The organism is Pollutimonas bauzanensis (genome assembly GCF_900129885.1).
In the GTDB taxonomy this organism is placed as follows: Bacteria; Pseudomonadota; Gammaproteobacteria; order Burkholderiales; family Burkholderiaceae_B; genus Pollutimonas; species Pollutimonas bauzanensis.
Window position 1 is genome coordinate 85,928 of record NZ_FQXE01000018.1, and the last position, 23,136, is coordinate 109,063.

The 23,136-nt window shown below is 53.2% G+C and carries 25 protein-coding genes; 7 read left to right on the forward strand and 18 right to left on the reverse strand.

The genetic code is table 11. The features are described 5' to 3' along the window. Window positions 1-6: 6 nt before the first annotated feature. Both BUB23_RS23305 and BUB23_RS23310 read right to left on the reverse strand, forming a co-directional pair. A complete protein-coding gene (locus BUB23_RS23305) occupies window positions 7-1,452 on the reverse strand; it encodes an aldehyde dehydrogenase family protein (protein ID WP_073108771.1) in 1,446 nt (481 codons plus the stop codon). A 234-nt stretch (window positions 1,453-1,686) separates the two neighbouring features. After that, on the reverse strand, window positions 1,687-2,121 hold the full coding sequence (locus BUB23_RS23310; RefSeq protein WP_143161104.1) for a DUF4351 domain-containing protein: 435 nt from the start codon (window positions 2,119-2,121) through the stop codon (window positions 1,687-1,689). A gap of 121 nt (window positions 2,122-2,242) precedes the next feature. On the opposite strand from BUB23_RS23310, the gene BUB23_RS23315 reads away from it, so the two are divergent. From BUB23_RS23315 to BUB23_RS23325, 3 genes are all read left to right on the forward strand, one after another. After that, window positions 2,243-3,211, forward strand: a complete 969-nt coding sequence (locus BUB23_RS23315; RefSeq protein WP_073108776.1) for a Bug family tripartite tricarboxylate transporter substrate binding protein — start codon at window positions 2,243-2,245, stop codon at window positions 3,209-3,211. A 47-nt stretch (window positions 3,212-3,258) separates the two neighbouring features. After that, on the forward strand, window positions 3,259-4,161 hold the full coding sequence (locus tag BUB23_RS23320; protein ID WP_073108779.1) for an NAD(P)-dependent oxidoreductase: 903 nt from the start codon (window positions 3,259-3,261) through the stop codon (window positions 4,159-4,161). Between the two features lie 92 nt (window positions 4,162-4,253). Continuing rightward, window positions 4,254-4,652 (forward strand): carboxymuconolactone decarboxylase family protein, encoded by a 399-nt coding sequence (locus BUB23_RS23325; RefSeq protein ID WP_073108782.1) that lies wholly within the window; start codon window positions 4,254-4,256, stop codon window positions 4,650-4,652. Between the two features lie 266 nt (window positions 4,653-4,918). On the opposite strand, the gene BUB23_RS27895 is transcribed toward BUB23_RS23325, so the two are convergent. Both BUB23_RS27895 and BUB23_RS23335 read right to left on the reverse strand, forming a co-directional pair. Beyond that, window positions 4,919-4,999: a hypothetical protein gene (locus BUB23_RS27895; RefSeq protein WP_425439587.1), complete on the reverse strand. Its 81-nt coding sequence runs from the start codon at window positions 4,997-4,999 to the stop codon at window positions 4,919-4,921. Window positions 5,000-5,096: 97 nt separating this feature from the next. After that, window positions 5,097-6,038, reverse strand: a complete 942-nt coding sequence (locus BUB23_RS23335) for a LysR family transcriptional regulator (RefSeq protein WP_073108784.1) — start codon at window positions 6,036-6,038, stop codon at window positions 5,097-5,099. A 299-nt stretch (window positions 6,039-6,337) separates the two neighbouring features. Between BUB23_RS23335 and rfbC the strand changes: the two genes are divergently transcribed. The 3 genes from rfbC to rfbA all read left to right on the forward strand — a co-directional run bounded on the left by rfbC (window position 6,338) and on the right by rfbA (window position 8,863). Further along, window positions 6,338-6,883 (forward strand): dTDP-4-dehydrorhamnose 3,5-epimerase, encoded by a 546-nt coding sequence (gene rfbC, locus BUB23_RS23340; protein ID WP_073108787.1) that lies wholly within the window; start codon window positions 6,338-6,340, stop codon window positions 6,881-6,883. A 58-nt stretch (window positions 6,884-6,941) separates the two neighbouring features. Beyond that, window positions 6,942-7,832: a dTDP-4-dehydrorhamnose reductase gene (rfbD, locus tag BUB23_RS23345; RefSeq protein WP_073108790.1), complete on the forward strand. Its 891-nt coding sequence runs from the start codon at window positions 6,942-6,944 to the stop codon at window positions 7,830-7,832. Window positions 7,833-7,978: 146 nt separating this feature from the next. Continuing rightward, window positions 7,979-8,863: a glucose-1-phosphate thymidylyltransferase RfbA gene (rfbA, locus tag BUB23_RS23350; RefSeq protein WP_073108793.1), complete on the forward strand. Its 885-nt coding sequence runs from the start codon at window positions 7,979-7,981 to the stop codon at window positions 8,861-8,863. Between the two features lie 483 nt (window positions 8,864-9,346). On the opposite strand, the gene BUB23_RS23355 is transcribed toward rfbA, so the two are convergent. The 14 genes from BUB23_RS23355 to BUB23_RS26890 form a co-directional block, all read right to left on the reverse strand. After that, window positions 9,347-10,414, reverse strand: a complete 1,068-nt coding sequence (locus BUB23_RS23355; protein ID WP_073108796.1) for a class I SAM-dependent methyltransferase — start codon at window positions 10,412-10,414, stop codon at window positions 9,347-9,349. Window positions 10,415-10,664: 250 nt separating this feature from the next. Continuing rightward, window positions 10,665-11,381: a transaldolase gene (locus BUB23_RS23360; RefSeq protein ID WP_073108798.1), complete on the reverse strand. Its 717-nt coding sequence runs from the start codon at window positions 11,379-11,381 to the stop codon at window positions 10,665-10,667. Beyond that, window positions 11,378-11,908 (reverse strand): D-glycero-alpha-D-manno-heptose-1,7-bisphosphate 7-phosphatase, encoded by a 531-nt coding sequence (locus tag BUB23_RS23365; RefSeq protein WP_073108801.1) that lies wholly within the window; start codon window positions 11,906-11,908, stop codon window positions 11,378-11,380. Before BUB23_RS23365 ends, BUB23_RS23360 begins: the two co-directional genes overlap by 4 nt. Then, window positions 11,909-12,508, reverse strand: coding sequence for an SIS domain-containing protein (locus tag BUB23_RS23370; protein ID WP_073108804.1), 600 nt, complete (start codon window positions 12,506-12,508; stop codon window positions 11,909-11,911). It abuts the gene before it with no gap. Next, window positions 12,505-13,212: a nucleotidyltransferase family protein gene (locus BUB23_RS23375; protein ID WP_073108807.1), complete on the reverse strand. Its 708-nt coding sequence runs from the start codon at window positions 13,210-13,212 to the stop codon at window positions 12,505-12,507. The genes BUB23_RS23370 and BUB23_RS23375 overlap by 4 nt, the downstream gene beginning before the upstream one ends. A gap of 109 nt (window positions 13,213-13,321) precedes the next feature. After that, the gene (locus BUB23_RS23380) at window positions 13,322-14,191 is read right to left on the reverse strand and encodes a GHMP family kinase ATP-binding protein (RefSeq protein WP_218599138.1); all 870 of its coding nucleotides are present in this window, start codon (window positions 14,189-14,191) and stop codon (window positions 13,322-13,324) included. Beyond that, window positions 14,175-15,185: a Gfo/Idh/MocA family protein gene (locus tag BUB23_RS23385; protein ID WP_073108810.1), complete on the reverse strand. Its 1,011-nt coding sequence runs from the start codon at window positions 15,183-15,185 to the stop codon at window positions 14,175-14,177. The genes BUB23_RS23380 and BUB23_RS23385 overlap by 17 nt, the downstream gene beginning before the upstream one ends. Continuing rightward, complete coding sequence (locus BUB23_RS23390; RefSeq protein WP_073108813.1) at window positions 15,182-16,057, reverse strand: SDR family NAD(P)-dependent oxidoreductase; 876 nt, start codon at window positions 16,055-16,057, stop codon at window positions 15,182-15,184. The genes BUB23_RS23385 and BUB23_RS23390 overlap by 4 nt, the downstream gene beginning before the upstream one ends. A 2-nt stretch (window positions 16,058-16,059) precedes the next feature. Next, complete coding sequence (locus BUB23_RS23395) at window positions 16,060-17,361, reverse strand: UDP-glucose dehydrogenase family protein (RefSeq protein ID WP_073108816.1); 1,302 nt, start codon at window positions 17,359-17,361, stop codon at window positions 16,060-16,062. A gap of 3 nt (window positions 17,362-17,364) precedes the next feature. Then, on the reverse strand, window positions 17,365-18,324 hold the full coding sequence (locus BUB23_RS23400; RefSeq protein ID WP_073108819.1) for an NAD-dependent epimerase/dehydratase family protein: 960 nt from the start codon (window positions 18,322-18,324) through the stop codon (window positions 17,365-17,367). Window positions 18,325-18,331: 7 nt separating this feature from the next. Next, entirely contained in the window at window positions 18,332-18,745 is a 414-nt protein-coding gene (locus BUB23_RS23405) for a GtrA family protein (protein ID WP_073108821.1), read from the reverse strand. Between the two features lie 8 nt (window positions 18,746-18,753). Next, a complete protein-coding gene (locus tag BUB23_RS23410; protein WP_073108824.1) occupies window positions 18,754-19,629 on the reverse strand; it encodes a class I SAM-dependent methyltransferase in 876 nt (291 codons plus the stop codon). A 1-nt stretch (window position 19,630) separates the two neighbouring features. Further along, window positions 19,631-20,572, reverse strand: coding sequence for a glycosyltransferase family 2 protein (locus tag BUB23_RS23415; RefSeq protein WP_073108827.1), 942 nt, complete (start codon window positions 20,570-20,572; stop codon window positions 19,631-19,633). A gap of 312 nt (window positions 20,573-20,884) precedes the next feature. Then, window positions 20,885-22,927, reverse strand: coding sequence for a hypothetical protein (locus BUB23_RS26890; protein WP_178372387.1), 2,043 nt, complete (start codon window positions 22,925-22,927; stop codon window positions 20,885-20,887). On the opposite strand from BUB23_RS26890, the gene BUB23_RS23420 reads away from it, so the two are divergent. Beyond that, window positions 22,896-23,136: helix-turn-helix domain-containing protein (locus tag BUB23_RS23420; RefSeq protein WP_143160853.1), on the forward strand; the 241-nt coding region annotated here is incomplete at its 3' end. The two genes, BUB23_RS26890 and BUB23_RS23420, sit on opposite strands and share 32 nt — an antisense overlap.

The following is a 23,136-nucleotide window of genomic DNA, read 5'->3' on the forward strand; positions in this document are numbered from 1 at the left end:
ATCAGTTTATTTATGGTTGATCACTATCGTCTTGGCAACGGTGTATTCCTTCAGCGCCTCGAAACCCTTCTCGCGCCCGTGGCCGCTGCGCTTGAAGCCGCCGAACGGCAGCTCGATGCCGCCGCCCGCGCCATAGCCATTGATATAGACCTGGCCGACACGCAGCTTCTTGGCCAGGCGCATCTGCCGGGCGCCGTTTTCCGACCAGATGCCCGCGATGAGGCCGAAGTCCGTGCCGTTGGCAATGCGCAGCGCGTCCTCCTCGTCATCGAAGGGAATGGCCACCAGCACGGGGCCGAAGACCTCGTCCTGCGCCAGCTCGTGCGTTTCGTCCACCGGGCCGAGCAGAGTGGGCTTCACATAGAAGCCGCTGCTTACCGCGCTGGCGTCCAGCTTGCCCTGGCCGATGACCGTGATGCCGTCGGCGTGGGCGCGGTCCAGGAAACCCTGGACCCGCTCGCACTGCACCGCGCTGATGACCGGGCCGCAATCCAGGTCCGCCTCGTGCGAACCCACGCGGACCGCATTGATGCGCTTGGCCAGCGCCGCGACGAATTCCTCGTAGATGGAACGCTGTATCAGCACGCGGCTGCCGGCCGAGCAGGTCTGCCCCGTGTTCTGGATGATGGCCCCCACGATGACGGGCAGCGCCTTCTCGACATCGGCGTCGTCGAACACGATTTGCGGCGACTTGCCCCCCAGCTCCAGCACGCAGGGAACGTGGTTATCGGCCGCCGCCTTCTGAATCAGGGTGCCCACTTCCGGCGACCCCGTGAACGACAGGAAATCGATGCCGGCATGCGACGACAGCGCGGCGCCGGCCTCTTCGCCATAGCCCGTCACCACATTCAGCACGCCCGCGGGGATGCCCACCTCCTGGGCCAGCTCAGTCAGGCGGATGATGCTCAGGCAGGCCTCCTCGGCCGGCTTGAGCACCGTGGTGTTGCCCGCCGCCAGCGCCGCGGCGATGGTGCGGCCGAACATCTGCGCCGGATAGTTCCAGGGAATGATGTGCCCGGCCACGCCGCGCGGCTCGCGGATGATGAGCACCTGATAGCCTTCCAGGAAGGGAATGGTCTCGCCATGCAGCTTGTCGGCCGCGCCGCCGTAGTACTCGAAATAGCGCGCCGTGGCGGCCACGTCGCTGCGCGCCAGCTTCATCGCCTTGCCGGTGTCCAGCGCTTCCAGCTGAGCCAATTCCTCGGCGTGCTCGGCTATCTTCAGGCCCAGGCGGGACAACAGGCGCCCGCGGTCGACCGCGGCCGTATTGCCCCACACCCCCTCGAACGCCTGGCGCGCCGCGGCGACCGCCGCGTCGATGTCCTGCGCGACGCCGCGCGAAATGCTGCCTATGGACGCGCCATTGCTGGGCGCAAGCACATCGATCGCGCCGCCGCCGTGGGCTTGCGACCATTTGCCATTGATGAAAATAGTTTTGACGCTTTCTGACATGTCGATCTACCTCAGTATTTATGGACTACACGCGGTGTTCTGATTGCCAACGAGTGTATAGACCGCCGGGTGCGTGAATCAAATACTGTTTATTGATAGTCGATTAGGCGAAAGCTATGTTGGTAGTAACCCTGATACAGAATTCCGTCGATGCGTCAAAGCGCTAAGAGAATGCAGATTTTGCGCGCGAGCGCGGAAAGCCTTGCAGCGTAAGGGCCGTGGCCTACGGCCAAGCTATTCTCGAAACACGTCTTCCAGCACGTCCGCGTCCAGGATATTCAACGACCAGGTTTCCAGTTGGGCGATGGTGGCTTGCCGCAGGCGCTGCGTGACTTCCTCGGACAAAGGCCCGTATTTATGGGCCAGCAGGCGCGCGAGCATGGCGCCCTCGCCTTCTTGCCTGCCTTCCTGGCGCCATTGATGCGTCCAGGAGCGTGAGTGTTCGGTCATCATGTCGGTGATCTCGGTCAAGGTCACGGGAGCGTGTATAAGATCAACTTCGGGCAGGGCGCGCGGCAGCAATACATACCGCAGCCATTCGCCCAGGGCCAGGCGCAGTTCGGTGTAAATGTCATCCTGGGTCAACGCGATGATAGTTTGCACCAATTGCCGCGTCTCTTCAATCCCCCGGTTGTGCTCCAGCCGGAACAGCAGCCCTGGGGGCCGCACACTTCTTCCCCCTATACCCAAAACAACGAGGCTGGTATGCCAAAACCGGGGTCGCACATCGCGGCCCCGGTCACTAGTATGGCAAACAGAAGGACCACTACAAAACTAAAGGAGACAAACCATGTTGCGCTTTATCGCAGGTTGCGGAGCCGCATTATTGATAGCGGGCCAGGCGGCGGCCCAGCTATTCCCATCCAAGCCCATCACCATCATCGTTCCCGTGGCGCCGGGCGGCACGCTGGACGCGCTGGCGCGGCTGATAGGCAATTCCCTGTCCTCGGCGGTCAATCAGACCGTGGTCGTCGAGAACACCACCGGCGCGGGCGGCCTGCTCGGGTTCCAGAAACTGCTCAAGGCCAAACCTGACGGCTACACCCTCATGTTCAGCAATATGTCGCTGGCCATCATCCCGGTGCTCTACCCCAACGCCGATATCGACCCGGTGCGCGACCTGGCGCCGGTCAGTACTGTCGCCAACGTGCCCATGGTGCTGTCGGTCAGCAACAAGAGCGGCATCCAGGACCTTCCTTCCATGCTCGCGCGGATGAAAGCCGGCAAGGAGAAGCTCAACTTCGGATCCGGCGGGCCGGGCACCACCGCGCATCTGGCCGAAGGGCTGTTCCTGCACAACTTGGGCACCCAGGCCGAACTCATCCAGTACCGGGGATCGGGCCCCGCCCTTACCGACCTGATGGCGGGCGTCATAGACGGCGTCATCGACCAGACCGTCACCATGATGCCGCTGCACCAGGCGCAGCGCATCAAGGCGATCGCCGTTTCATCGCCCCGGCGCCTGGCGCAGATGCCCGACGTGCCCACCTTCGCGGAGGGCGGATTGCCGGAATTCGACCTGACGATCTGGAACGGCGTGGTCGCTCCCAGGGACACACCCAAAGCCGTCATCGACGAATTGGCCCGGGCGCTCTCCAAGGTGATAGACAGCCCGGAATTCAAAGGCCGGCTCGATCAGCTGGCCGCGCAAGCGCCGCCGCCCGCCGAACGCGGTCCCGCGCCCTTCACGGCGCTGCTCAAGCGGGACACCGCGCGGGTGTCCGAACTGGCCCGGCAGATCGGCCTGATACGTCCATAAGGCTCGCGCGGCATGCGCACGATTTCTCTCAACCATACGGAACATTCATGAACATCGACACATACGGATTCATCGGGCTGGGCAATATGGGCGGGCCGCTGGCCGGCCGGCTTCTCGACGCCGGCTGCCCACTGGAGGTTTTCGACCGCGACGAGGCTGCCGCCGCGCGCCTGGCGGCGCAAGGCGCCACGCGCCGCGCCAGCGCCATAGAGCTGGCCGATTCGGCGGATACGATTTTTCTCAGCCTGCCCACCCCGGAAATCGTGCGCCAGGTGACCCTGGGCGCCGACGGCCTGATACACGGCAAGCGCGTCAAGCGCGTGGTCGACCTTTCCACCATAGGCCCGCGCAGCGCCAAGGCCATCAGCCAGGCGCTCGCCGAGCGCGGGATCGTCTATGTCGACGCCCCCGTGAGCGGCGGCGTCATGGGCGCCACACGCGGCACCCTGGCTGTCATGGTCGCATGCCCGCGCGGCCACTACGACGCACTGGAATCAAAGCTCAAGCAGTTCGGCCCGGTGTTCTACCTGGGCCAGGAAGCCGGCCTGGGGCAAAGCATGAAGCTGGCCAACAACCTGCTGTCCGCCTCGGCCCTGGCCATTACCGCCGAGGCCATGGTCATGGGCGTGAAATCCGGGCTGGAGCCGGGAGTCATGCTGGACGTGCTCAATGCGGGCTCGGGACGCAATTCCGCCACCCAGGACAAGTTCCCCAAGGCCGTGCTGCCCGGCACCTTCGATATCGGCTTCGCGGCGCAGCTGGCCTACAAGGACGTGCGCCTGTGCGTGGACGAATCCGAATCGATAGGCGTTCCCATGATCGTGGGCGCCGCCGTCCGCGAAATGCTGGTCCTGACCAACGCCCTATACGGCGAGGCCGCGGACTTCACCGACATGGTCAGGCTGGTCGAGTCCTGGGGCGGGGTGCAGGTCAGACAGTCCTCCCCCTGACGCCATGCGGCCCGGAGAGCCGCCGGCGCCATGGCCGGCCCACATTCATCAGCAGTGCCATCCACCCAATCGACAACACAGGAAACTCCAAAATGAAAACCACTGAATTATTCCAGCGCGGCGACGCCATACGCCGCGCTGTGCTGGGCAACGCCCATGTGGACCGCTCGCTGGCGAATGCCGACGACTTCGGCATGCCCATGCAGCAACTGTCCACGGAATACTGCTGGGGCGAAGTCTGGGGCCGCGAAGGCCTGAGCAAGAAAACCCGCAGCATGCTCAACCTGGCCATGCTCAGCGCATTGAACCGCCCGCATGAGCTGAAAATGCATGTCGGAGGCGCCTTGCGCAACGGCGTCAGCAAGGAAGAAATCCGCGAAATCCTGCTGCAGGTCACCATCTACTGCGGCGTGCCGGCCGGCGTCGACGCATTCCGCGCGGCGCGGGAAGTGTTCGACACCTTCGATCCCGCCGAAGCCAAACAGCAGTAGACTCATTCCCATCCCAGGTGTCCTTACCTGGCCCACACCAGGCTTGGTCGCGGTGCGGGCCGGTCACGTCGCAATCCCCCGCAGCAGCGGCCCGGCGGACGCCGACCAGGCCGCGTAGGCTCCGAAAACGGCCGGGTCGGGGGCTCCTGCTCCACCAGGCGCAGATCACTCCGGCATTCCATGCTGGAACCATGGGCTGGCAGTCTCTCAGGTGTGTTTTGCCGTGAGTTGAACTCCAAGCGCTTTCATCACTGACATTGTGGTTTTCAGCCTAGGATTGCCCTAGGGCTGAACGAGCGGTAAAGCTGCTCACGCGATAGCCCCGTCTGCTCGGCCAACTGGGCCATTCCTTTGGCCCTGGCGACAATACCCAGCGCATGGGCGATATGAGCGGAATCACCTTCTTTTTCATCCCACACTCCATTCGGCCCTGTATGGCATACGCTAAGAGAAAACGGCCGGATCGGGGGCCCAGTGCCCCTGCTCCACCAGGCGCAGCAGTTGCCGGCGCAGCATCATCCCCAGCGCCCGCACCGGCTTGGTCGAAGGCCGCTGAGTCGAGGCCGCGATCACCAGCGAGCGCGTAATGACGGGATCCGTGACGCGCCATATCCTCATGCGCTCCTGGGCGATCTGCGAGGCGACACAGGCGTACGACAATACCGCATAGCCCAAGCCGTTCTCCACCAGCCGCAGCATCGAATGCATGGCATCGATCTCCATCGCCACCTTGGGCGCGGCGCCGATGCCGGCCAGCGCCTCGTCCACCAGCACGCGGATACCGTGAGGCCGGCTGGGCAGAATCAACGGGATGCCGCCCAAGCGCTCGGCGCGCACAGGCCCCCTGCCCACGCCCGCGGGATCGCTCATGGGCCCCAGCAAGAATAGCTCATCCGTCAGCAACGCATCCATCGGCAAGGCCGGAATGCTGAGCCGCGGCGCATCGTACAGAACGGCGATATCGGTGCGGCCGGCGGCCAGCCATTCCAGGACGTGGCCGCTGTACCCCTCCATGACCTTCAATGAAACGGCCGGAAACGCCTCGCGGAATTCCTGGACCAGGGAAACCGACAGCACCGACGAGATGGACGCCGGCATGCCGATTACCGCCGGCCCGGTGGGCACCCGCCCCACCGCCCGGACCGCCGCCACCGCGCTGGATTCCGTCTCGACCAGACCGCGCGCGTATTGTTCCAGCACCGCGCCCGCTTCAGTCAAGGTAACGCCGCGGCCAGTCCTGTGAAAAAGCGCCACGCCCAGCTCATCCTCGAGCGCCTTGACCTGGCGACTAAGAAGGGGCTGACTCATGGACAGCCGCATGGCGGCACGCGAATAAGCGCCCGACTCGGCCACGGCGATGAAGAATCTGAGCTGCCGGAGTTCCATCTGGCTTCCCGCTGAATGTGGATGCCCAGATGGTATGCGATGTTGCGGCTATTGGGTATCCATGATGGCCGAAACAGGAAATTACCGATGCTCGTTTCCCATCTGACTCTAGCGCCTTATATACTCATGGAAAGCGACTATGCCATGACACTGCCCCGCAAAGCAGCCGCTAGGCGAACTGATCGCGCTTAAACAAAAGCCAGCTCAGTGCCGCCCTGGCCGTCGAACCCTCCCATTGAACCTGGGCCGCCGAGCACATCATCGACAACTTATTCAGGCGCGCCGTTAAACTTATTACGATGAGAACCCAACCCCCGTCCATTGCGGATGTCATCCTGCTTGAACCAACGGTATTCACCGATCACCGCGGCTTTTTCTTCGAAAGCTATAACCAGGAACAATTCGAAACAGCCATCGGCCGGCAAGTTTGCTTTGTGCAGGACAACCATTCAGGGTCGGTCAAAAATGTACTACGCGGCCTGCATTATCAAGTCCGGCATGCGCAAGGCAAGCTGGTGCGCGTGGTATCGGGCGTGGTCTTCGACGTCTGCGTGGACTTGCGCAAAAGCTCGCCCACCTTCGGTCTATGGGTTAGCCATACTCTTAGCTCCGAGAACAAAAGGCAGCTCTGGATCCCGCCGGGCTTTGCCCATGGCTACCTGGTTCTGTCCGACGAAGCCGAACTCCTGTACAAGACCACCGATTACTACCATCCGGAAGCCGAGCGCGGCATCCGGTGGAACGATCCCGACATCGGCATTCTGTGGCCAGGCAGCGGCGCCCCAGTACTCTCGGCCAAAGACGAGGCTGCGCCGCTGCTGGCCCAGGCCGAGGTGTTCGAGTGATCCCGTGGCAGAACACCCTGGGGCGGAACCAGACATTGGGTAAAGTAAACGTAAACGCATGAAGATATTGCTATTAGGAAAAGATGGCCAAGTCGGTCGTGAGCTTCAACCGGCCCTTGCGCCGCTAGGCGAACTGATTGCGCTCGGGCGGCCGGAATGTGATCTGGAGGACTCGGCCCGTCTTGAGCTAGTCCTGCAACAACACGCCCCCGATATCATCGTAAACGCCGCCGCCTACACGGCCGTGGACAAGGCCGAAAGCGACGAAATCACGGCTCGCAAAGTCAATGCCTTGGCGGTGCATATACTGGCCAGCTATGCCAGCGCCAACAATATCCTGCTGGTGCACTATTCCACGGACTATGTGTTCGACGGGGAAAAACCCGAGCCCTATACAGAACAGGACCAAACCAATCCGCAAAGCGCCTACGGCCGCACAAAGCGCGAAGGCGAAGAAGCTATCCTGCGCAGCGGCTGCCAAGCCCTAATATTCCGTACCAGCTGGGTATTTTCCGCGCATGGCGACAATTTCATCAAGACCATCATGCGGCTAAGCCGTGAACGCGACCACCTGAGCATAGTGGCCGACCAGATCGGCGCGCCTACCTCGGCGGAACTGATAGCGGAGATCAGCACTCAGGCCATCACCGCATGGCAAAAAGGCAAGCTTTCCGCCGGCATCTATAATTTGGCCGCGTCCGGGGAAACCAGTTGGCATGGATTTGCGGTACATATAGTCGAACGACTGCAAGCAAATGGTCTCGCCCCAAATGTGCTCCCTCGGCATATCAAGTCGATTGCAACAGAAGAATACCCAACGCCGGCCCAACGACCGAAGAATTCACGCTTGAATACGGCCATGCTAGCTGCTTCTTTAGGCGTAAAGATTCCGCACTGGACGGCGGGTGTTGATCGGATCATCGATCAATTAGTTCAGATAGGGCTTTAGCAGGCATTGGAAAGGATGTCGACAGCGAGTTTCGAAACGAAAATACGCAAACTGCAAAGATACTGAGATGAGAACCTAGGCGTCTGCCTTACAATACCACGCGTATTTCAAACAAATATCAAAGCATTATCACAATGAGACAGCCCATGAGCCGGAAAGGCATCATACTCGCCGGCGGTTCCGGCACACGATTGCATCCTGTCACCAAAGCGGTTTCAAAACAACTGCTGCCGATTTACGACAAGCCTATGATCTACTATCCCTTAAGCACGCTGATGCTTGCGGGTATCCGTGACATACTGATAATTTCCACTCCTCAGGATACTCCCCGCTTTGAGCAATTGCTCGGAAACGGGAACGAGTGGGGGCTTCGTTTGCAATATGCCGTCCAACCGAGCCCCGATGGGTTAGCACAAGCTTTTATAATTGGTGAAGAATTTATTGGCGGCGGCTCCAGCACTTTAGTGCTTGGGGACAATATATTCCACGGCTCTGATTTTATTACCCGCCTACAAATAGCCATGGTCCAACCGACCGGCGCCACGATATTCGCCTATCGAGTCAAGGATCCAGAACGCTATGGCGTTGTGGAATTTGACCGGGAAGGCAAGGCCATTAGCTTGGAAGAAAAGCCACAAAGACCAAAATCCAATCTCGCCGTTACCGGGTTATATTTTTACGATAGTAATGTAGTAGAGATAGCAAAGACCCTTAAGCCCTCCGCTCGTGGCGAACTGGAAATCACAGATGTCAATCGCATTTATATGGAACAGGGCAAGCTGAACGTAGTCACTATGGGACGCGGGCATGCGTGGCTGGATACTGGCACACACGAATCCATGTTGGAAGCAAGCAACTTCATTGAGACGATCGAGTCTCGTCAAGGATTGAAAGTATCCTGCCCGGAGGAAATCGCATTCCGACAAGACTTCATTACCTCAGCTCAGTTTCATAAGCTGGCCCTCATGCAGGAAAAAAGTTCATATGGCCAATATCTTTTGCAATTGCATAACGAACTAGTAAGGCAATAAATCTACAATTATTGGTATTGACCTTGGTGCGCATTCTCTTTCTATCCATTAGCAGAAGGCTTTAATATAATAATCTTCGCCTCAGAAGTTTCAAATTTCCATAAGACCAATGCAGCGGAGTTTTTATCTGGATGGGACCTACTACTCAAAGCGTTAGAACAGAACAAAGCACTTTTATTTTAACATCTGCGATACCGAAGATACTAAGCTGCGGATGTCTCCCTATGTTATCCAAAAAATGGTAAAGAAGGACTTGGCAACTCGACAAATAAATATTGAAACTTTAGACTGCCACAGGCCATTGGGCTCGCGCGTGGCCACCGAGACCTGGCATTTATAGGTACGTGAATAATTGGGTCGACCCTTGTAGTTCGAGACCCGCACTTCACTTGTAGACATAGTGATTCCCACTACTTTTGATGGGCACCACTTTGCAATATTTTGAATATCTGGACTAGGCGGCTTTCACATGACGCTTGCTATTCACTTGCCTCTTTTGATGACTAGCCCTACGGAAGTAGTAATATATTTGCCGAGCCACAGCTTCAAATGTGGCTGCTCCGAGTTATACGGTGGAGTATCAACGTAAAAATCCAGAACATGGGAGTCCGGGGCAGCCACGAAAGGTTTTACCTCATGTCCTCTTTCGCGAAGGCGCTGGATTAAGCTCTCAATATCTTGTTTTCGATATATAACCGTATCTGCCATATCAACCGTCTCGTCGTTTGAAGACAGGTTGTATTCGGTAGTATGGCATGCGATACCACCGATTTTCAATGTCTGCTCCACACTATTTATGACGAACTGGATGCCTGCTTCAATCGAGCCTAGATGTTCAAAACAGCAGCTAGACCAGACGAAGTCATATCCTACGAGTTCTTTGTCGATATTATTCATATCGCAAACTTGATAGCTTACCTTCTGATCAAAGACTGCATCAGCGACTAGATCTCGGTATCGCAATTGCTCTAGGGATTGACTATGTTGACTAGTCTGAGCCCATCCTCCTGCGACTCCAACATGTGCTGGTGCATCTGTAGCCGTGATTGTTGCGCCAAGACTGGCGAATAATGATGGTAATCGTTCATGTCCCACACCAAAAACAAGGCCGCGCCGCCCATCGGTTAGCATGTCTGAAATTTGTAAATGATGCACTATAAATACCCATTCCCATAGCTTTCGGTGAAACCTATGAGGGTGTCGTAGCATTTCGCATATCTGGCCGTATCTTGGATGAAAAAAATCAGCGGCGCTACATGTTGAATAGGGTAAAAATGGTCCATTGGCTTCTATATTCGCTAGAGCAACATTGGGCAGGAATATACGTTTATGTGCTAGCTCACGGTCCAATTGGATTTCAGATTGAACCGAATCAAGGCCAATACGAAAGCTTCGATTCATCGAAGCCATTAGTGTTTCTAATTCGACAATACGATCATTCAGTTCACCAAGTCGGTCAAGTCCAGTTGTGTTCGATAAATCGGTTATAACGGTCGGTTTCAATTTCGCCCATAGGCGTCTACCTAACATTTTAATCATTTTTTTTGTCATATTATTGATCTTTAAAGGCGGAACGATACTATCGTTAACAACAAAAATGTGCTCAGCAATTTATAAATGTTCGCTGCGCGTAGCGAGCCCAGCTTGGTCAGCGGCGCGGCAAAAGGCAGACGTTGCCTGGTGACCTCTGCCGGATCGTTAGCGTATAACGCTGTGATAAGATCATTCCATGGCTGCGTATTGATGACGTGAGCCAACAATAGCCGAAGCACCTACCCTATGACGCCCGTCAAGATCCAGCTCAGAGCTTGAATCCAGCACCCACAGCATCGTTATAAAACATTTTGACGGTATCCAGGGAGTAAGTATCTAAATCATATCCAACCAACGATAGCTTCTTCAAAATATCATTGGTGACTGTAATCACTTGGCAACCAATTTCATCGGCCTGGAAAATGTTCAGCAATTCACGCGGACTAGCCCAAATAAGTTCAGCTGCCGGCGCAACTTTAAGCTGTTCGACTGCGGCCGCCATAAGCGGTACCGGATCGCGTCCAGTGTCCGCAATTCTCCCTGCAAACACGGAAACATAGCTCGGCACGGTTGGGTTCAAGGCCGCCACCACATCGCGAACTTGAGCCAAAGTCATAATGGCCGTGACGTTCAACTTAACCTTTTGCGCCGCCAGTTTTTTTACCAGTGCATAGCAGGTTTCCTGCTTCGTATTCGTGACAGGAATCTTGACATAAACATTGTCGCCCCAGCTTGCAATCTCAAGCGCCTGGCGCTCCATCTCGACAAAATCGTCTGAGAACACTTCGAACGACAAAGGCTTGTCGTTAATGGAGGTAAGAATGTCTTTGCAGAATGCACGATAGTCTGCAATCCCAGCTTTTTTCATCAAAGTGGGGTTTGTGGTAAGGCCCTTAATGAAGGGCTTCGCATACATTTCCAGCATACCGGCCTTATCGGCACCGTCAGCAAAAATCTTTACGCTCAATTCTTCTACTTTTTTCACGCTGTTTCCCCTAATATAACTTGCGCGGCATCTGTTAAAGATCGCACACAAAAGTCGACAGACTCGGGCTGCTTTTCGTCGTAGCCGTAGTCAATAAAAATAGTCTTACAACCAGCTCGCTGGCCGGCCTCGGTGTCGCGCCAGCGATCCCCGATCATATAGCTCGTCTTCAAATCTATATCATGCAGCTGCGCAGCCGCGAACAAGGCACCAGGACGCGGCTTGCGGCAGTCGCAATCATCGCCGGTATCATGAAAACAAGTACGGAACTCGTCTATGGGCAGGCATTGCGCAAGATACTGGTTGATTTCTTCAACCACCTCGCGGGAAGTGGTTCCCCGGGCAACATCGGGTTGATTGGTCACCACAATCAACATAAAACCGGCGTTGTGCAGGGCAGTCAATGCGCTGGGTACGCCAGGCAATATCTCCATCTGCGTCAAATTGGCGGGAGGATATGGCTTACCATCGCGCACTATTGCACGGTTGATTACCCCATCGCGATCAAGAAATATGGCGCGGCGCATCTATTTGACCGTTGATTCCCACTTGGTCTGGTTGGCCTTCAGTTTTGGATGAGATACCAACAAGTGCCAGACCACTGCCTGGAATGCTTCAGAGTGAGGGGTGATATTGTCGGAGTTTACCGTCGGCACGATGACACAGGCATCGGCCACCTGTGCGGTATACCCCCCATCACGCCCTACCACCCCTGTAATCTTGGAACCCACTGTTTTCGCGAATTTCAGGGCTTCAACCAGATTAGGGCTAATGTTCTTTTCAAGATTGCCGCCCCCGACCGAAAAAATGAATAGCGCATCTTTGGGAGTCAATTTGCTGATTTTCAGCCATTCAATGAAAACACTGGCCCAGCCTTCGTCATTTGTACGAGCTGTCAGTTCGGAGACATTATCGGTAGGAGCGTAGGATTCAATGCCAACTATCTTGCGAAAATCATTTACGGCATGCGAACAGTTGCCGGCGCTTCCGCCAACACCCAGGAAAAAAATCCGGCCGCCATCGGTTTTTACCGTAGCCAACAAATCCGCCATCTTTTCGATGGCAGCTACATCCATTTTCTGGATGATTTCAATAGCTTCATTCAAATGCTGTTGTGCGTAACTCATGCTTTACCTTTTTCTAAAAAATACGCTTCAGTTTCCTTAAGCCCGCCATGCGAACCGATTTCATAAAACCGCTCGTGTACCTCGTACCCCGCGAGCTGCCCCTCTACTGATAATTCGTGATACACCTGCGCCAAGTCAAATGGCAACGCATTCGGATATTTAGCTAAAACCTGCCCTGAAAGCACACCCAAACCATAATCGATGTAAGTCATTTCTTGCGTAGGAGCCTGCTTGTTGTATTCGATCAACTCGCCATTCTGGAACAACACATTGCTTTTATCCCAGCGATCGCCATTCTTCAGCACAGTCATCAGGGCAGATTTACCGCTAGCCAGAAACGATCGCTCCACCGCCGCAAAATCGATGGGCAAAAACGAGTCACCGTACAGTACGAAGAAATGCTTACCCAATAAGGGCAAGGCCTGCTTCAAAGCGCCACCAGTTCCCAAAAGCACGGGACCGTCCAGCGAGTACGAGACATCCATACCAAAGCGTGAGCCGTCGCCGACTTCGGCCTGAATCATTTCCCCCAGATAGCCGATGCACATGACAACGCGACTTACACCTTGAGCGCGTAAATAGTCAAGTTGACGGCAAATGAATGGTACACCCGCTACATCAATCAGGGCCTTGGGGATACTCTGGGTAATTGGACGCAACCTGGTAGCCAGGCCCCCTGCAAGAATAGCAACGGGCAGCGTCACGAGGACATCACCACCTTGGTACCTTCAAAGTCAAAGCGGAAACGAACCTCTTCCAGTCCCGCCCCGGCCATCACATGACGCAGTTTATTCCGATCATGCGCCATAAACATTAAGAATCCCCCCCACCGGCACCTACCAATTTACCGCCTACCGCACCGTTCTTCATGCCCAATTCATACCACTCGTCGATTTGTTGATTGCTCATGCCGCCGGAGCGACGCTTCTTATGCTCCCAATGTTCGTGCATAAGCTCACCAAACAGCACCGTGTTACCGGACTCGAGTGCGTCCTTGCTGCGATACCCCAGATCTTTGACATAGTGCAGGTTGTTAAGCATCTCAGTCTCCTGATTTTGAGACCGAACCTGTTGGTCCTTAAGAATACCGCTGGCGCTACGGGAGAAACCAGTAAAGAAGAGCAAGAGATTGTCTTCAAGATCAAACATCGTATCCATATTGATGCCCAGCGGAACAGCAGTCACCTTGTCATCTTTGTGAAATGTTAGGCAGGTGACGCCGCCTACCGCGGCAATATACTGATCCTGTTTGCCAATCGGCTCCCCCAGCCGGTCGATCTCTATGTGGCACGCCAGTTCCGCCAATTCCTCCTGATGCAGATGGCGCTTGCGATGGGTGTACAGCGCTTTCAGCAAGGCGGTGGTGAAGCTTCCGGAAGAGCCTAAACCCGTTCCAGCAGGTATGTCAGCAAGAGTCGTGATCTCAACTTGGGGGGTTTTAAAGCCCAGCATGTCAAGCGCCTCCCGAATAATGGGGTGCTTAACATCCACGATCTGTTCTACATGCTCCAATTGCGAATATTTCAAATAAATTCCGGTAGTAAACGGACGCATCACATTCACATACACGTATTTATCTATAGCCGCAGAAACCAAAAAACCTTCATGGCCGCGATAATAAGAGGGAAGGTCTGTACCGCCTCCACCCAGGGTGATGCGTAAAGGACTACGCGCGATGATCATAACCGGATTCCTCGTACACTTTTTCAATTATTTTCAATGCGGCGTGAGCGTCGCCAAGACCCGCCGCAGGCTCGCGGTCAAGCCGGATATCATCGTAGAATTCCGCGAGCTCTACCGCCCATGAATCATCAGCCATGGGATATTCCCACGAGGTCGTCTCCGGCGGACCCATTTCGGGCAGCATTCTATACCAAGTCAGTTTTTCAATGCCGTAACTACCACCCAGGCCGGATAAATCCAGCTTGCCATCACGCCCGTATATTTCCATGGAAAAAAGGTTCTTCCATTCCGTGCAAGAAGCGTGCAGAAATGCTGTCTGTTTGTTAGCGGTTTTCAATAATAAAAAACCGTTGTCATCAACAGGCATATCCCAGTAATAGGTGTGGGCGAAGCCCTGTACTTCCGAAAACTCGCCCAGAAACCAGCGTGAAAGATCAATCAAGTGAGGGCCTTGATCGATCAACTCGCCTCCGCCCGACATCTCCGGTTTGGCGCGCCATTCCTTGTCGTAGCCGATTCGGCCGCCATGTCCATAACGCGCACGAATAAACATTAGCTCACCCAAGACGCCGGAATCAAAAATCTCTTTCGCCTTCCGCAATGATCGGTGATAGCGATGGTTGAACCCCACATGAACCTTGATGCCTTTTTCCTTGGCAGCCGTCATGATGGGCTCGAGTTCTTTCGCGTTGCGTGCCGCCGGCTTCTCCACCAAAACGTGCTTGCCCGCCTCGATAGCGGCATACGTAATTGCAGCAAGTGAATCGTGAAGTGTTGAAACAATCACAATATCTACTTCAGGCAACCATATCAGCTCGCGCCAATCTCGAAAGGCCTTGGCGCCTGACTTGCCGGCTAACGCTTGCGCACGCGCTGCGTCGATATCCGCGCATGCGACCAGATTGCCTCCGGTACCCAAGGCCTTGGCTCGCTTTTGTCCAATTAAACCGCAACCAATAATGCCTATACCAAATGATCTACTTACACTACTCACTTATCGCCCCAATCAAACCCTCGGTCTCGACCGGTAATCCGACGAAGGGTATATGCATCTGTTTTAGAAAGATCGTCGCAATGCTGCGGCCAGTCTTCCCAGTTATCCCATACGGCACTGATAAGTTTACCGGTGATGCCATCGCTCGCGGCAGAGGCAAGGAATACCGCCAGCTCCGCGCCACGGTCCAGCGGCGCGCCGCCAGATTCTTTCTGCTTTAGCGCGCGCTCGTAAAACTGCGTACCGACCTTCTGCGGTCCGGCTTCAAGGATTTCATCAAGCATGCGGGTATTTAGCGCACCGGGCGCCACGGCATTGACGTCTATTCCCGTACCTCGCACTTCTTCCGCGAGCGTTTCCGCAAATCGCACAATAGCCGCTTTGGAAACGGCATAAGCACTTATTCTAGGCAGCGGATTCGTAGCTCCCCCACCAGATAACTGAATTATCTTGCCATAGCCTTGCTTCTTGAAATGGGGAAGAACGGCACGGCACATTAACACCGACCCATAAACATTGATCTCCATGGCCTTGACCCAAGCGGCCCAGTCCACATCTTCAATCTCACCCTTCGGACCATAAATGCCGGCGTTATTAACCAACACATGAACCGCCCCGAGCGCCTCTATAGTCTCTGCAACCAGCTCGTCCACTTCAGCGGGGCTGGAGACATCGGTTATGCGCGCGACTATCTTTTGCCCTGACGCGGCTGACTGCAAAAGCTGCTTCTGCGCTTCGTCCAGCAACGCTCCGTCACGAGCGCATAGCATGACATCGGCACCGGCCTCGACATACTTCTTGGCAATTTCAAAGCCGAGGCCTTGACTCCCTCCGGTGATGATAGCCACTTTTTCCGACAACACTTTCTGCATGCTTATTCCACTTTAGATAAAGGAGTACCTACAGCAATGTATCGCAATCCGGAATCCTTGACGGCTGCATATAAATGACGATTGGCATCAATGACTATCATTCCCGGACGCGCCGCGGCCAACCCAACCGCCAGGCTCTGAAAGTCGGGCCATTCCGTTCCAATTACCAAAGCGTCAGCGTCTATTACCGCTTCCAGCGCGTTTTCATGGCTAGTCAGTTTACCCTCCCACCGCTGCGGTAATTGACGGACGACAGGATCATGCACATGAACATCGGCACCCTGTTCCAGCAACCAATCGCAAAGCTCGACGGCCAGGGAACGGCGCAGAGTATCGGTACCTGGCTTATATGTCAGCCCCCAAATAGCCACAGCGACACCCTTCAAGCTGGTGAATTGATCGAGGAGCTGGCGTCGCGGCCAGTTTTTATGCTCGTCATTGCTGGCCCTTATCGATGACAATAGTGGCGTGAGCAGAGCATTCGACCGGCCTTCGGCACCGAGGAATTCAATATCGCGGGCGAGAGTACCTCCAGCGAAAGGTCCGCCTGGCGATAGGTATGCTTTCGGCCCTATCCGCATTTCCGACTTCAAGCCACGCTCAACTTCCTTGGCGTCAGCACCAACCACTTCACATATCGACGCGATCTCATTCGCGAACGTCACCGACGTCGCCAAAAATGCATTGATTGCATGCTTGGTCATTTCGGCGGACTCCACCGACATCCATTCAATTCGATCAGTTATCGGCGCAAGCAACTCTTCCAATACACCTCGGTCTTTCGAAGTCCGTACTCCCACCACGACACGGTCCGGCTTAAGAAAAACATCCAGAGCCTTGCCCAAGCGAAGGTTCTCTGGCGAAGATGCAAAACCCAACTGTTTGCCAGCAAGATTAGTCTGTGCAAAGGCTTCCAGCCGCCGGATCGAGCCGACCGGCATCTGAGAGGAAACCAATACCAAGGTTCCGGCGTCCAGCTCGGGCAACACTTCCATGACCCGCGCCATAACGAAATCGACGTCCGCCTTATCGTCCTCGTCGACAGGCGTATCAAACGTAACCCACAATACCTGCGCGCCGGCTACCGCTACGGCGATGGAATTGGTAAAGCTCAAGCGGCCTGCTTCCAGACCTGAAGCCAGAAGGCCGTCCAGGCCTGGTTCGAAGAGCGGAGCTTTTCCAGCATTCAAGCCATCAATAGAATGCTCGTCACTATCCAGCCCGACGACCTCATGACCAATGGATGCCAGACACGCAGCGGTCACCGAACCCAAGTGCCATAATCCTTGCACGCATATTTTCATGACTTAATCCCGGGCTTCAAATACCCATTCATTATTTCGCAAATACTCCACCGTTTTGAGCACACCTTCGCGGATTCCGAACTTAGGCTTCCATCCGAAGGATTGAATCTTCCGGGTTTCCAAAAAAATAAAGGGATTGTCACCAATCCAGCCACGATCCCCGCCCGAATATTCCAACTGTGGCTTGACACCCAATTCTTCACAAATCCAACCGATGGAGTCGTTGACTTCACAATAGCCATCGACACCCAAGTTGAAGATATTGACTTTAGCATCCGCCTTGTCCATTGCCAGCAGAATCGCGTCAATACAGTCCTGCACATACAGATAGGATTTGCGTTGCTTGCCGTTGCCCAATACCGATAAGCGAGATGGATCCGCCTTCAATTTCTGATAGAAATCGAAGACATGGCCATGCGTATAACGCTCACCCAGGATCGAGACGAAGCGAAAGATCCAGGACTGAAAGCCGAAGCCTTCGCAATAGGCGGCAATCAGTCCCTCGCCGGCTGCCTTGGAGGCGCCATACAACGACGTCTGGACAGGAAACGGCCCATCTTCCGGCGTCGGAACCACTGGAGCATCGCCATAGACGGACCCCGTCGAGGAAAAAGCGATTTTCTTTATGCCATTGGCCCGCATCGCTTCAAGAACGTTGTACGTGGCGATGGTGTTCTGCTCAAGGTCTTTGCGCGGGTGGTCGGTTCCAAATCGCACATCGGCGTTTGCGGCCAAATGAAAGACAGCTTCCCCGCCTGCAAAAGCGGCCTTCAGCGCCTCGGCATCCAGGAGGTCCATCTCGATAAGCCGGAAGTTCGGATTTGGCAGAGCGCCATCAAGAAAGCGACGTTGTCCGGTCGAAAAGTTATCGATGCCAACTACCTTATGGCCGTCTGCCAGCAAGCGGTCAATAAGGGTGCTACCAATAAAACCGGCGCAGCCGGTAACGATTAATGAAGTCATATGATATCTAATTGACCTTGAAGACCCAATACCGTGCAAGCGCATACCCCGTGCACATTGTAAAAACTACGGATATGCAAACTCCGAGATAAGGAGACCAAAGGAATTTTTCCACACAAAGAGTGACCACACCAATTGTGATCACGTAATTTATCAGCCACAACACCAAATAACGAACGAGTTGGTAGCCCTGGTGGCCAGTGGCTGCCGCAAAAGTGAAATGCCTGTTCGCCATGAAGTGGAATGTCGTCGAGATGATGTAGGCGAAAGTTACTGCCAGAATGTAGTTTATGCCTAGACCAGAATTTGCAATCCACATCACAAAAAAATAGATCGCGGCGGTCATAGCGCCAACAGCACCAAACCTGGCAAAGGCTTTCAAGTGGGAAGTAAAAGCTGACTCGAAAAAAAGGTTACCCATTTATAGGTTTATCCTGGTCGCTGCGCAACGGCAAGCGCCCGTACACCAAAAGGCAGAGCCCAACTAGCCATATATCTGGATTCCAGCTCCATCGCGATTTTCACTATGCCATTTCCCGAAGTGCGCTTAGCTTGCTCGCCTACGACCGGCTTATCTTTTCGCGACGGGAGCATTTTATTCAATAGTTTTACCGCCGCAAAGGCTGGGAACAATAGGAAGCCGAGGTGGGATTTCCGTCTGATCTGAAAGCCAACTCCTTGCAGCTTGTTATGGAGGTCAGATGCCGCATACCGCCTGAAATGATGCAGTTCGGCATCATAAGAGTCGTATAGAAAAGGGCATGCAGGGACTTCTATAACCAAATAACCACCTGGCTTTAATAGTTTGTACGCGTTGTTCAAAGCGCCAACATCATCTTCAATATGTTCCAGCACATTCAACATCACCAACACATCGATACTTTGCTCGGGCAAAGGACATTGAAGCAAATCGAATCGGATCAAGGGGATGCCCGGCAACGTATCAGCCAAGCGGAAGAGCGGATCCTTGACCACATCTGCACCAATAATCGTCGCCTGCGGCAGAGCCTTCACCAAATCTCTAATCAAGAATCCAGATGAGCATCCGATTTCCATTACTACCCCTTGGCCTCCAGGCAAGCACCGCTTGATTTGCGCAATAGCGTCGTTGCGCGAAGCCAAGTCAATTGGATGGCTGTCGCCCGCCGCTTCCTCATGAAGTGCGGTCAGATCATCCGACCATCCCGCAAAATTTTCGCTGTATTCGAGGATTTGCAGATCCTGACCATCTACTACAAAAGCCTTCCCGTTCCAATAAGGCGTCGATGAAAAACCTGCAGGAGGTGGCAAGTCAAAAGGCAGCATGTTAATTGTGTTCCTTGAAATTTACCTGCTTATCAATGATATACATTGGGCGCCGCTTCACTTCATCATATATCCGCCCCACATACTCTCCGATCAAACCCAAGCCAAGCAACTGCACTCCAGCAAAGAAACTTATGAACAATACGGTCGTCGATAAGCCTGGAGTTAGGTCTACCCCGATAATTCGTTGAAACACATACCAGGCGCCCAACAAGAAACTGAGTCCAGCCAATACAAACCCTGCTATTGACATCATGAAGAGAGGCCTAGAGCTAAAGCTAATCAGTCCGTTCAACCCAATTTTGAGCGAGCCAGTCAATCTATTGTAATTGCCTTTTCCAGCAAATCGCTCATCGCGATCGTATTCAATGAAAGCTTGCTTGAAGCCTACATATGCCACCAAACCACGCAAAAAACCATGACTTTCGTTTAAGCGACGCAGCTCCTCAATGACTCGTCGGGTCATGATACGAAAATCACCGGTGTTACGAGGGATTTGAACATCGCTGAACCGATTAATAAGCGAATAGCCGATATGCGAGATTACTCGCTTCAGTAAAGTCTCCCCTTTCCGGGAACGACGTTTCGCGTAAACCACTTCATAGCCTTCGGCAAGCTTGGAATACATCTGCTCGATGAGTTCTGGCTGATCTTGTAAGTCAACGTCGATAACCACACAGGTCTCGCCCGTGCAACCCAGAATTCCCGCCATAGTCGCTGCTGGCTGGCCAAAACGCCGCGAAAACACCATAAGCTTTATATTTTCGTTACGGTTAATCTCTTCAAGAATAATCTCTTCGGTTTTATCCGGGGAAGGATCGAGAGCAAAGATGATCTCGTAGGTTTTCCCCATGCTCGAAAAAACAGCCTCTGCTCGATTTAAAAAAGGACGAATATTCGCCTCTTCTTTATAAACCGGCACAACTAGAGAAATGCTGGGCATAATCACTCAATTTTATAACAATTTATCAGAGATAAAGACGAAGGGCAAACAATACACTCAACGCGTTATTCGGATCAAATCCGAATATACCGACTTCTCAAATCACGAGTAGCTCTGAACGTCGTATTGATATTTGAGGTAAAACGTTATCTATACCGAGTTAATCAACACAACGCTCAAAAAACCCAGTCGACAGCATTCAATTTAACAATCAATTCTGGCTATAAAGACGCCGAAGAACATCCGAAAAACATCAAACGAGAAGATTAAATCAAATCTTGAATAATGCGTTCATTAAAAAACATTATAATTTCAATGATCATTCGATAAGCGTGATATCCGTATTGGTCCTTTCAGACGCAGCGGAGTTCGCCCATTCGAAAAAACTCGAACTTCAAGGCCTTGAACATCCGTATCCAGCATAAACGGTAATGTAATTTCTTGCCACCCACCTCGGGCCATGATGTCATATCTCGCAAGAAGCTTACTGCCCGATCCAGCCACCACATCAATAACACCCAATGATTCACTATTCTCCACTAAGTGCTCTTGCGAATTTATAGAGACAACCGCCTCATACTTACCCATCTTCACAGTGACATATGGTCCATATAAGAGATAGCCTTGCTCGCCTGCGAGAGCAACCATTTCATGGTTGGCAATATCAAATTTGCCTATTTGATGAAGGGTGGACTCGTTCAGATCAATCTGCAGTTTATCAAAATTTCCAAAAAGCCTTTTTGATATATTGTAATCATACTCAAGGACCGTAAACTCATCGCACATTAAAATCCTATTACTCTCACCCAAAGTGTTGGAAAGCCATTTTCTGTCAATGGTAGCCTTTTCAGCTTCAGTTAGAAGCAAAAAAGAATTTCCTTGCCATGCTGCAGGTTTGTACCAAGTAACTGATGAGTGGATAGGAAACGGATCAATCCATTTATTAAAGAAACTTACCGGCCGGACCCGTATATTCGAATTACTCAAGACGGTTAATATATTTGACGACCAAAACCCGCCGTATCCATACTGCAGGCCCTCCTTCTTTAAGCAGGAAACCAATCTCTCATAGGGATTTATACGATCCACCACCGTTGCATCAAAGGGTTTATTGAGCGCCGGAAATACGTGATTGACGTAGCCGACACAAATCACACCCATAAAAAAACATAAGACATATTTGCACTGCGCAAAAATACGATTAATGCTGTCGTTTAGCAACACTACCCAGCAAGCCAATATCAACATAAATGGTACAAATATATAACGAATACTTGTGTAGTCATTCTCGAGCGGATATCTAAACGAGACTATATGTATAAAGCTTCCTATCAAAAATCCTATTGTGGGCACGGAAATCAGCAACGGAATCTGCACTCCCCGTGTTAATGCAACAGTAAATTTCTTTAAAAAGCTCACGGTAAGCAATGAAAGCACTAGTACAATAATAATACGGACACTACTATATAAGCCAAAGAGCGAAAGTAAATTAATATTTACGCCAGTATTGTTATATGCATGAGTAGTAGGGTACCCTAAAAGAAATAGCCAGCTAGTAATTATCATTACGATATGGCGCATCAGCGACTCAGCGCCATATATTACCGGCTTAGCAAGCCCTATGGCACCACCCGTCAGAAGGCTATTGTAATAAGCGCCCAGGATAAAGGCGAATATCGCAAAAACTAACGTCATAATAACTGGAGCGTTAAATCGAAACCGCTCGGGCAAATGGTCGGACTGTGCCTGGATCAGCAAGGAGGGTTGTTGAATTACAAACAAACCTAAACCCATAATATATGGTACGAAATTAAACAAAGCAGCACGACTCGGATTCGATAACGCGGCAATGAAGACTAGAATGGAGAAAATAACGATTTTAGTCCAAAGCGCTAACTTCTTTCCTGTATTAGAATTTGGCACTTCCATAATTCTGATTAATAAGGCCAATTGCAAGAACGCCAGCAAGAAGCTAGACCCGTAATGCCCCCCCCAATCGAAAAGGAGATTTGCAATAAATGGCGATGATATCCCTGATGTGAGCACTGCAACCGCTGCGAGGGCCGGCCTATGGGAGACATGGAGAAGACGCAGCCCAATCCAAAATCCCAATGAAATCAATGCGGCCATTAGCGTAGTCGCAAGGGCGTATGCTGCATAGCCATTGGGCAATACCTTTAATACGGGCACCAAAAATATTATGTAATTATGAAGCCATACATCAGCATTGTTATACCTGTTAGCGCCGATGTAATACTGACCCACTGCGCCGGAGTAAAACTGACCCACTTGGGCGAATATGGTGGTTTTTTGGCCGCCGACTATGTTGACCCAGGAGCAAGCAGTGGAAATCAAGGTGTTAATGCGGCATGGCGCCGGTATTCGAGAGATGGCGCGCGAGCTGGGGTGCTCACGCAATACGATCAGGCGGTATCTACGAGAGACGGCAGCCGAGCAATACAGTCCCAGAACGGCACGGCCGACCAAGCTGGATCCGTATAAGGGCTATTTGCTAGAACGTATCGAAGCGGCACGGCCACACTGGATCCCAGGCGTGGTGTTGC

Coding starts and splice junctions, on each gene's coding strand:
- BUB23_RS23305 (WP_073108771.1), bottom strand. CDS start 1,452: ATGTCAGAAAGCGTCAAAACTATTTTCATCAATGGCAAATGGTCGCAA.
- BUB23_RS23315 (WP_073108776.1), top strand. CDS start 2,243: ATGTTGCGCTTTATCGCAGGTTGCGGAGCCGCATTATTGATAGCGGGC.
- BUB23_RS23320 (WP_073108779.1), top strand. CDS start 3,259: ATGAACATCGACACATACGGATTCATCGGGCTGGGCAATATGGGCGGG.
- BUB23_RS23325 (WP_073108782.1), top strand. CDS start 4,254: ATGAAAACCACTGAATTATTCCAGCGCGGCGACGCCATACGCCGCGCT.
- BUB23_RS27895 (WP_425439587.1), bottom strand. CDS start 4,999: ATGGCCCAGTTGGCCGAGCAGACGGGGCTATCGCGTGAGCAGCTTTAC.
- BUB23_RS23335 (WP_073108784.1), bottom strand. CDS start 6,038: ATGGAACTCCGGCAGCTCAGATTCTTCATCGCCGTGGCCGAGTCGGGC.
- rfbC (WP_073108787.1), top strand. CDS start 6,338: ATGAGAACCCAACCCCCGTCCATTGCGGATGTCATCCTGCTTGAACCA.
- rfbD (WP_073108790.1), top strand. CDS start 6,942: ATGAAGATATTGCTATTAGGAAAAGATGGCCAAGTCGGTCGTGAGCTT.
- rfbA (WP_073108793.1), top strand. CDS start 7,979: ATGAGCCGGAAAGGCATCATACTCGCCGGCGGTTCCGGCACACGATTG.
- BUB23_RS23355 (WP_073108796.1), bottom strand. CDS start 10,414: ATGACAAAAAAAATGATTAAAATGTTAGGTAGACGCCTATGGGCGAAA.
- BUB23_RS23365 (WP_073108801.1), bottom strand. CDS start 11,908: ATGCGCCGCGCCATATTTCTTGATCGCGATGGGGTAATCAACCGTGCA.
- BUB23_RS23370 (WP_073108804.1), bottom strand. CDS start 12,508: ATGAGTTACGCACAACAGCATTTGAATGAAGCTATTGAAATCATCCAG.
- BUB23_RS23380 (WP_218599138.1), bottom strand. CDS start 14,191: ATGATCATCGCGCGTAGTCCTTTACGCATCACCCTGGGTGGAGGCGGT.
- BUB23_RS23390 (WP_073108813.1), bottom strand. CDS start 16,057: ATGCAGAAAGTGTTGTCGGAAAAAGTGGCTATCATCACCGGAGGGAGT.
- BUB23_RS23395 (WP_073108816.1), bottom strand. CDS start 17,361: ATGAAAATATGCGTGCAAGGATTATGGCACTTGGGTTCGGTGACCGCT.
- BUB23_RS23400 (WP_073108819.1), bottom strand. CDS start 18,324: ATGACTTCATTAATCGTTACCGGCTGCGCCGGTTTTATTGGTAGCACC.
- BUB23_RS23405 (WP_073108821.1), bottom strand. CDS start 18,745: ATGGGTAACCTTTTTTTCGAGTCAGCTTTTACTTCCCACTTGAAAGCC.
- BUB23_RS23410 (WP_073108824.1), bottom strand. CDS start 19,629: ATGCTGCCTTTTGACTTGCCACCTCCTGCAGGTTTTTCATCGACGCCT.
- BUB23_RS23415 (WP_073108827.1), bottom strand. CDS start 20,572: ATGCCCAGCATTTCTCTAGTTGTGCCGGTTTATAAAGAAGAGGCGAAT.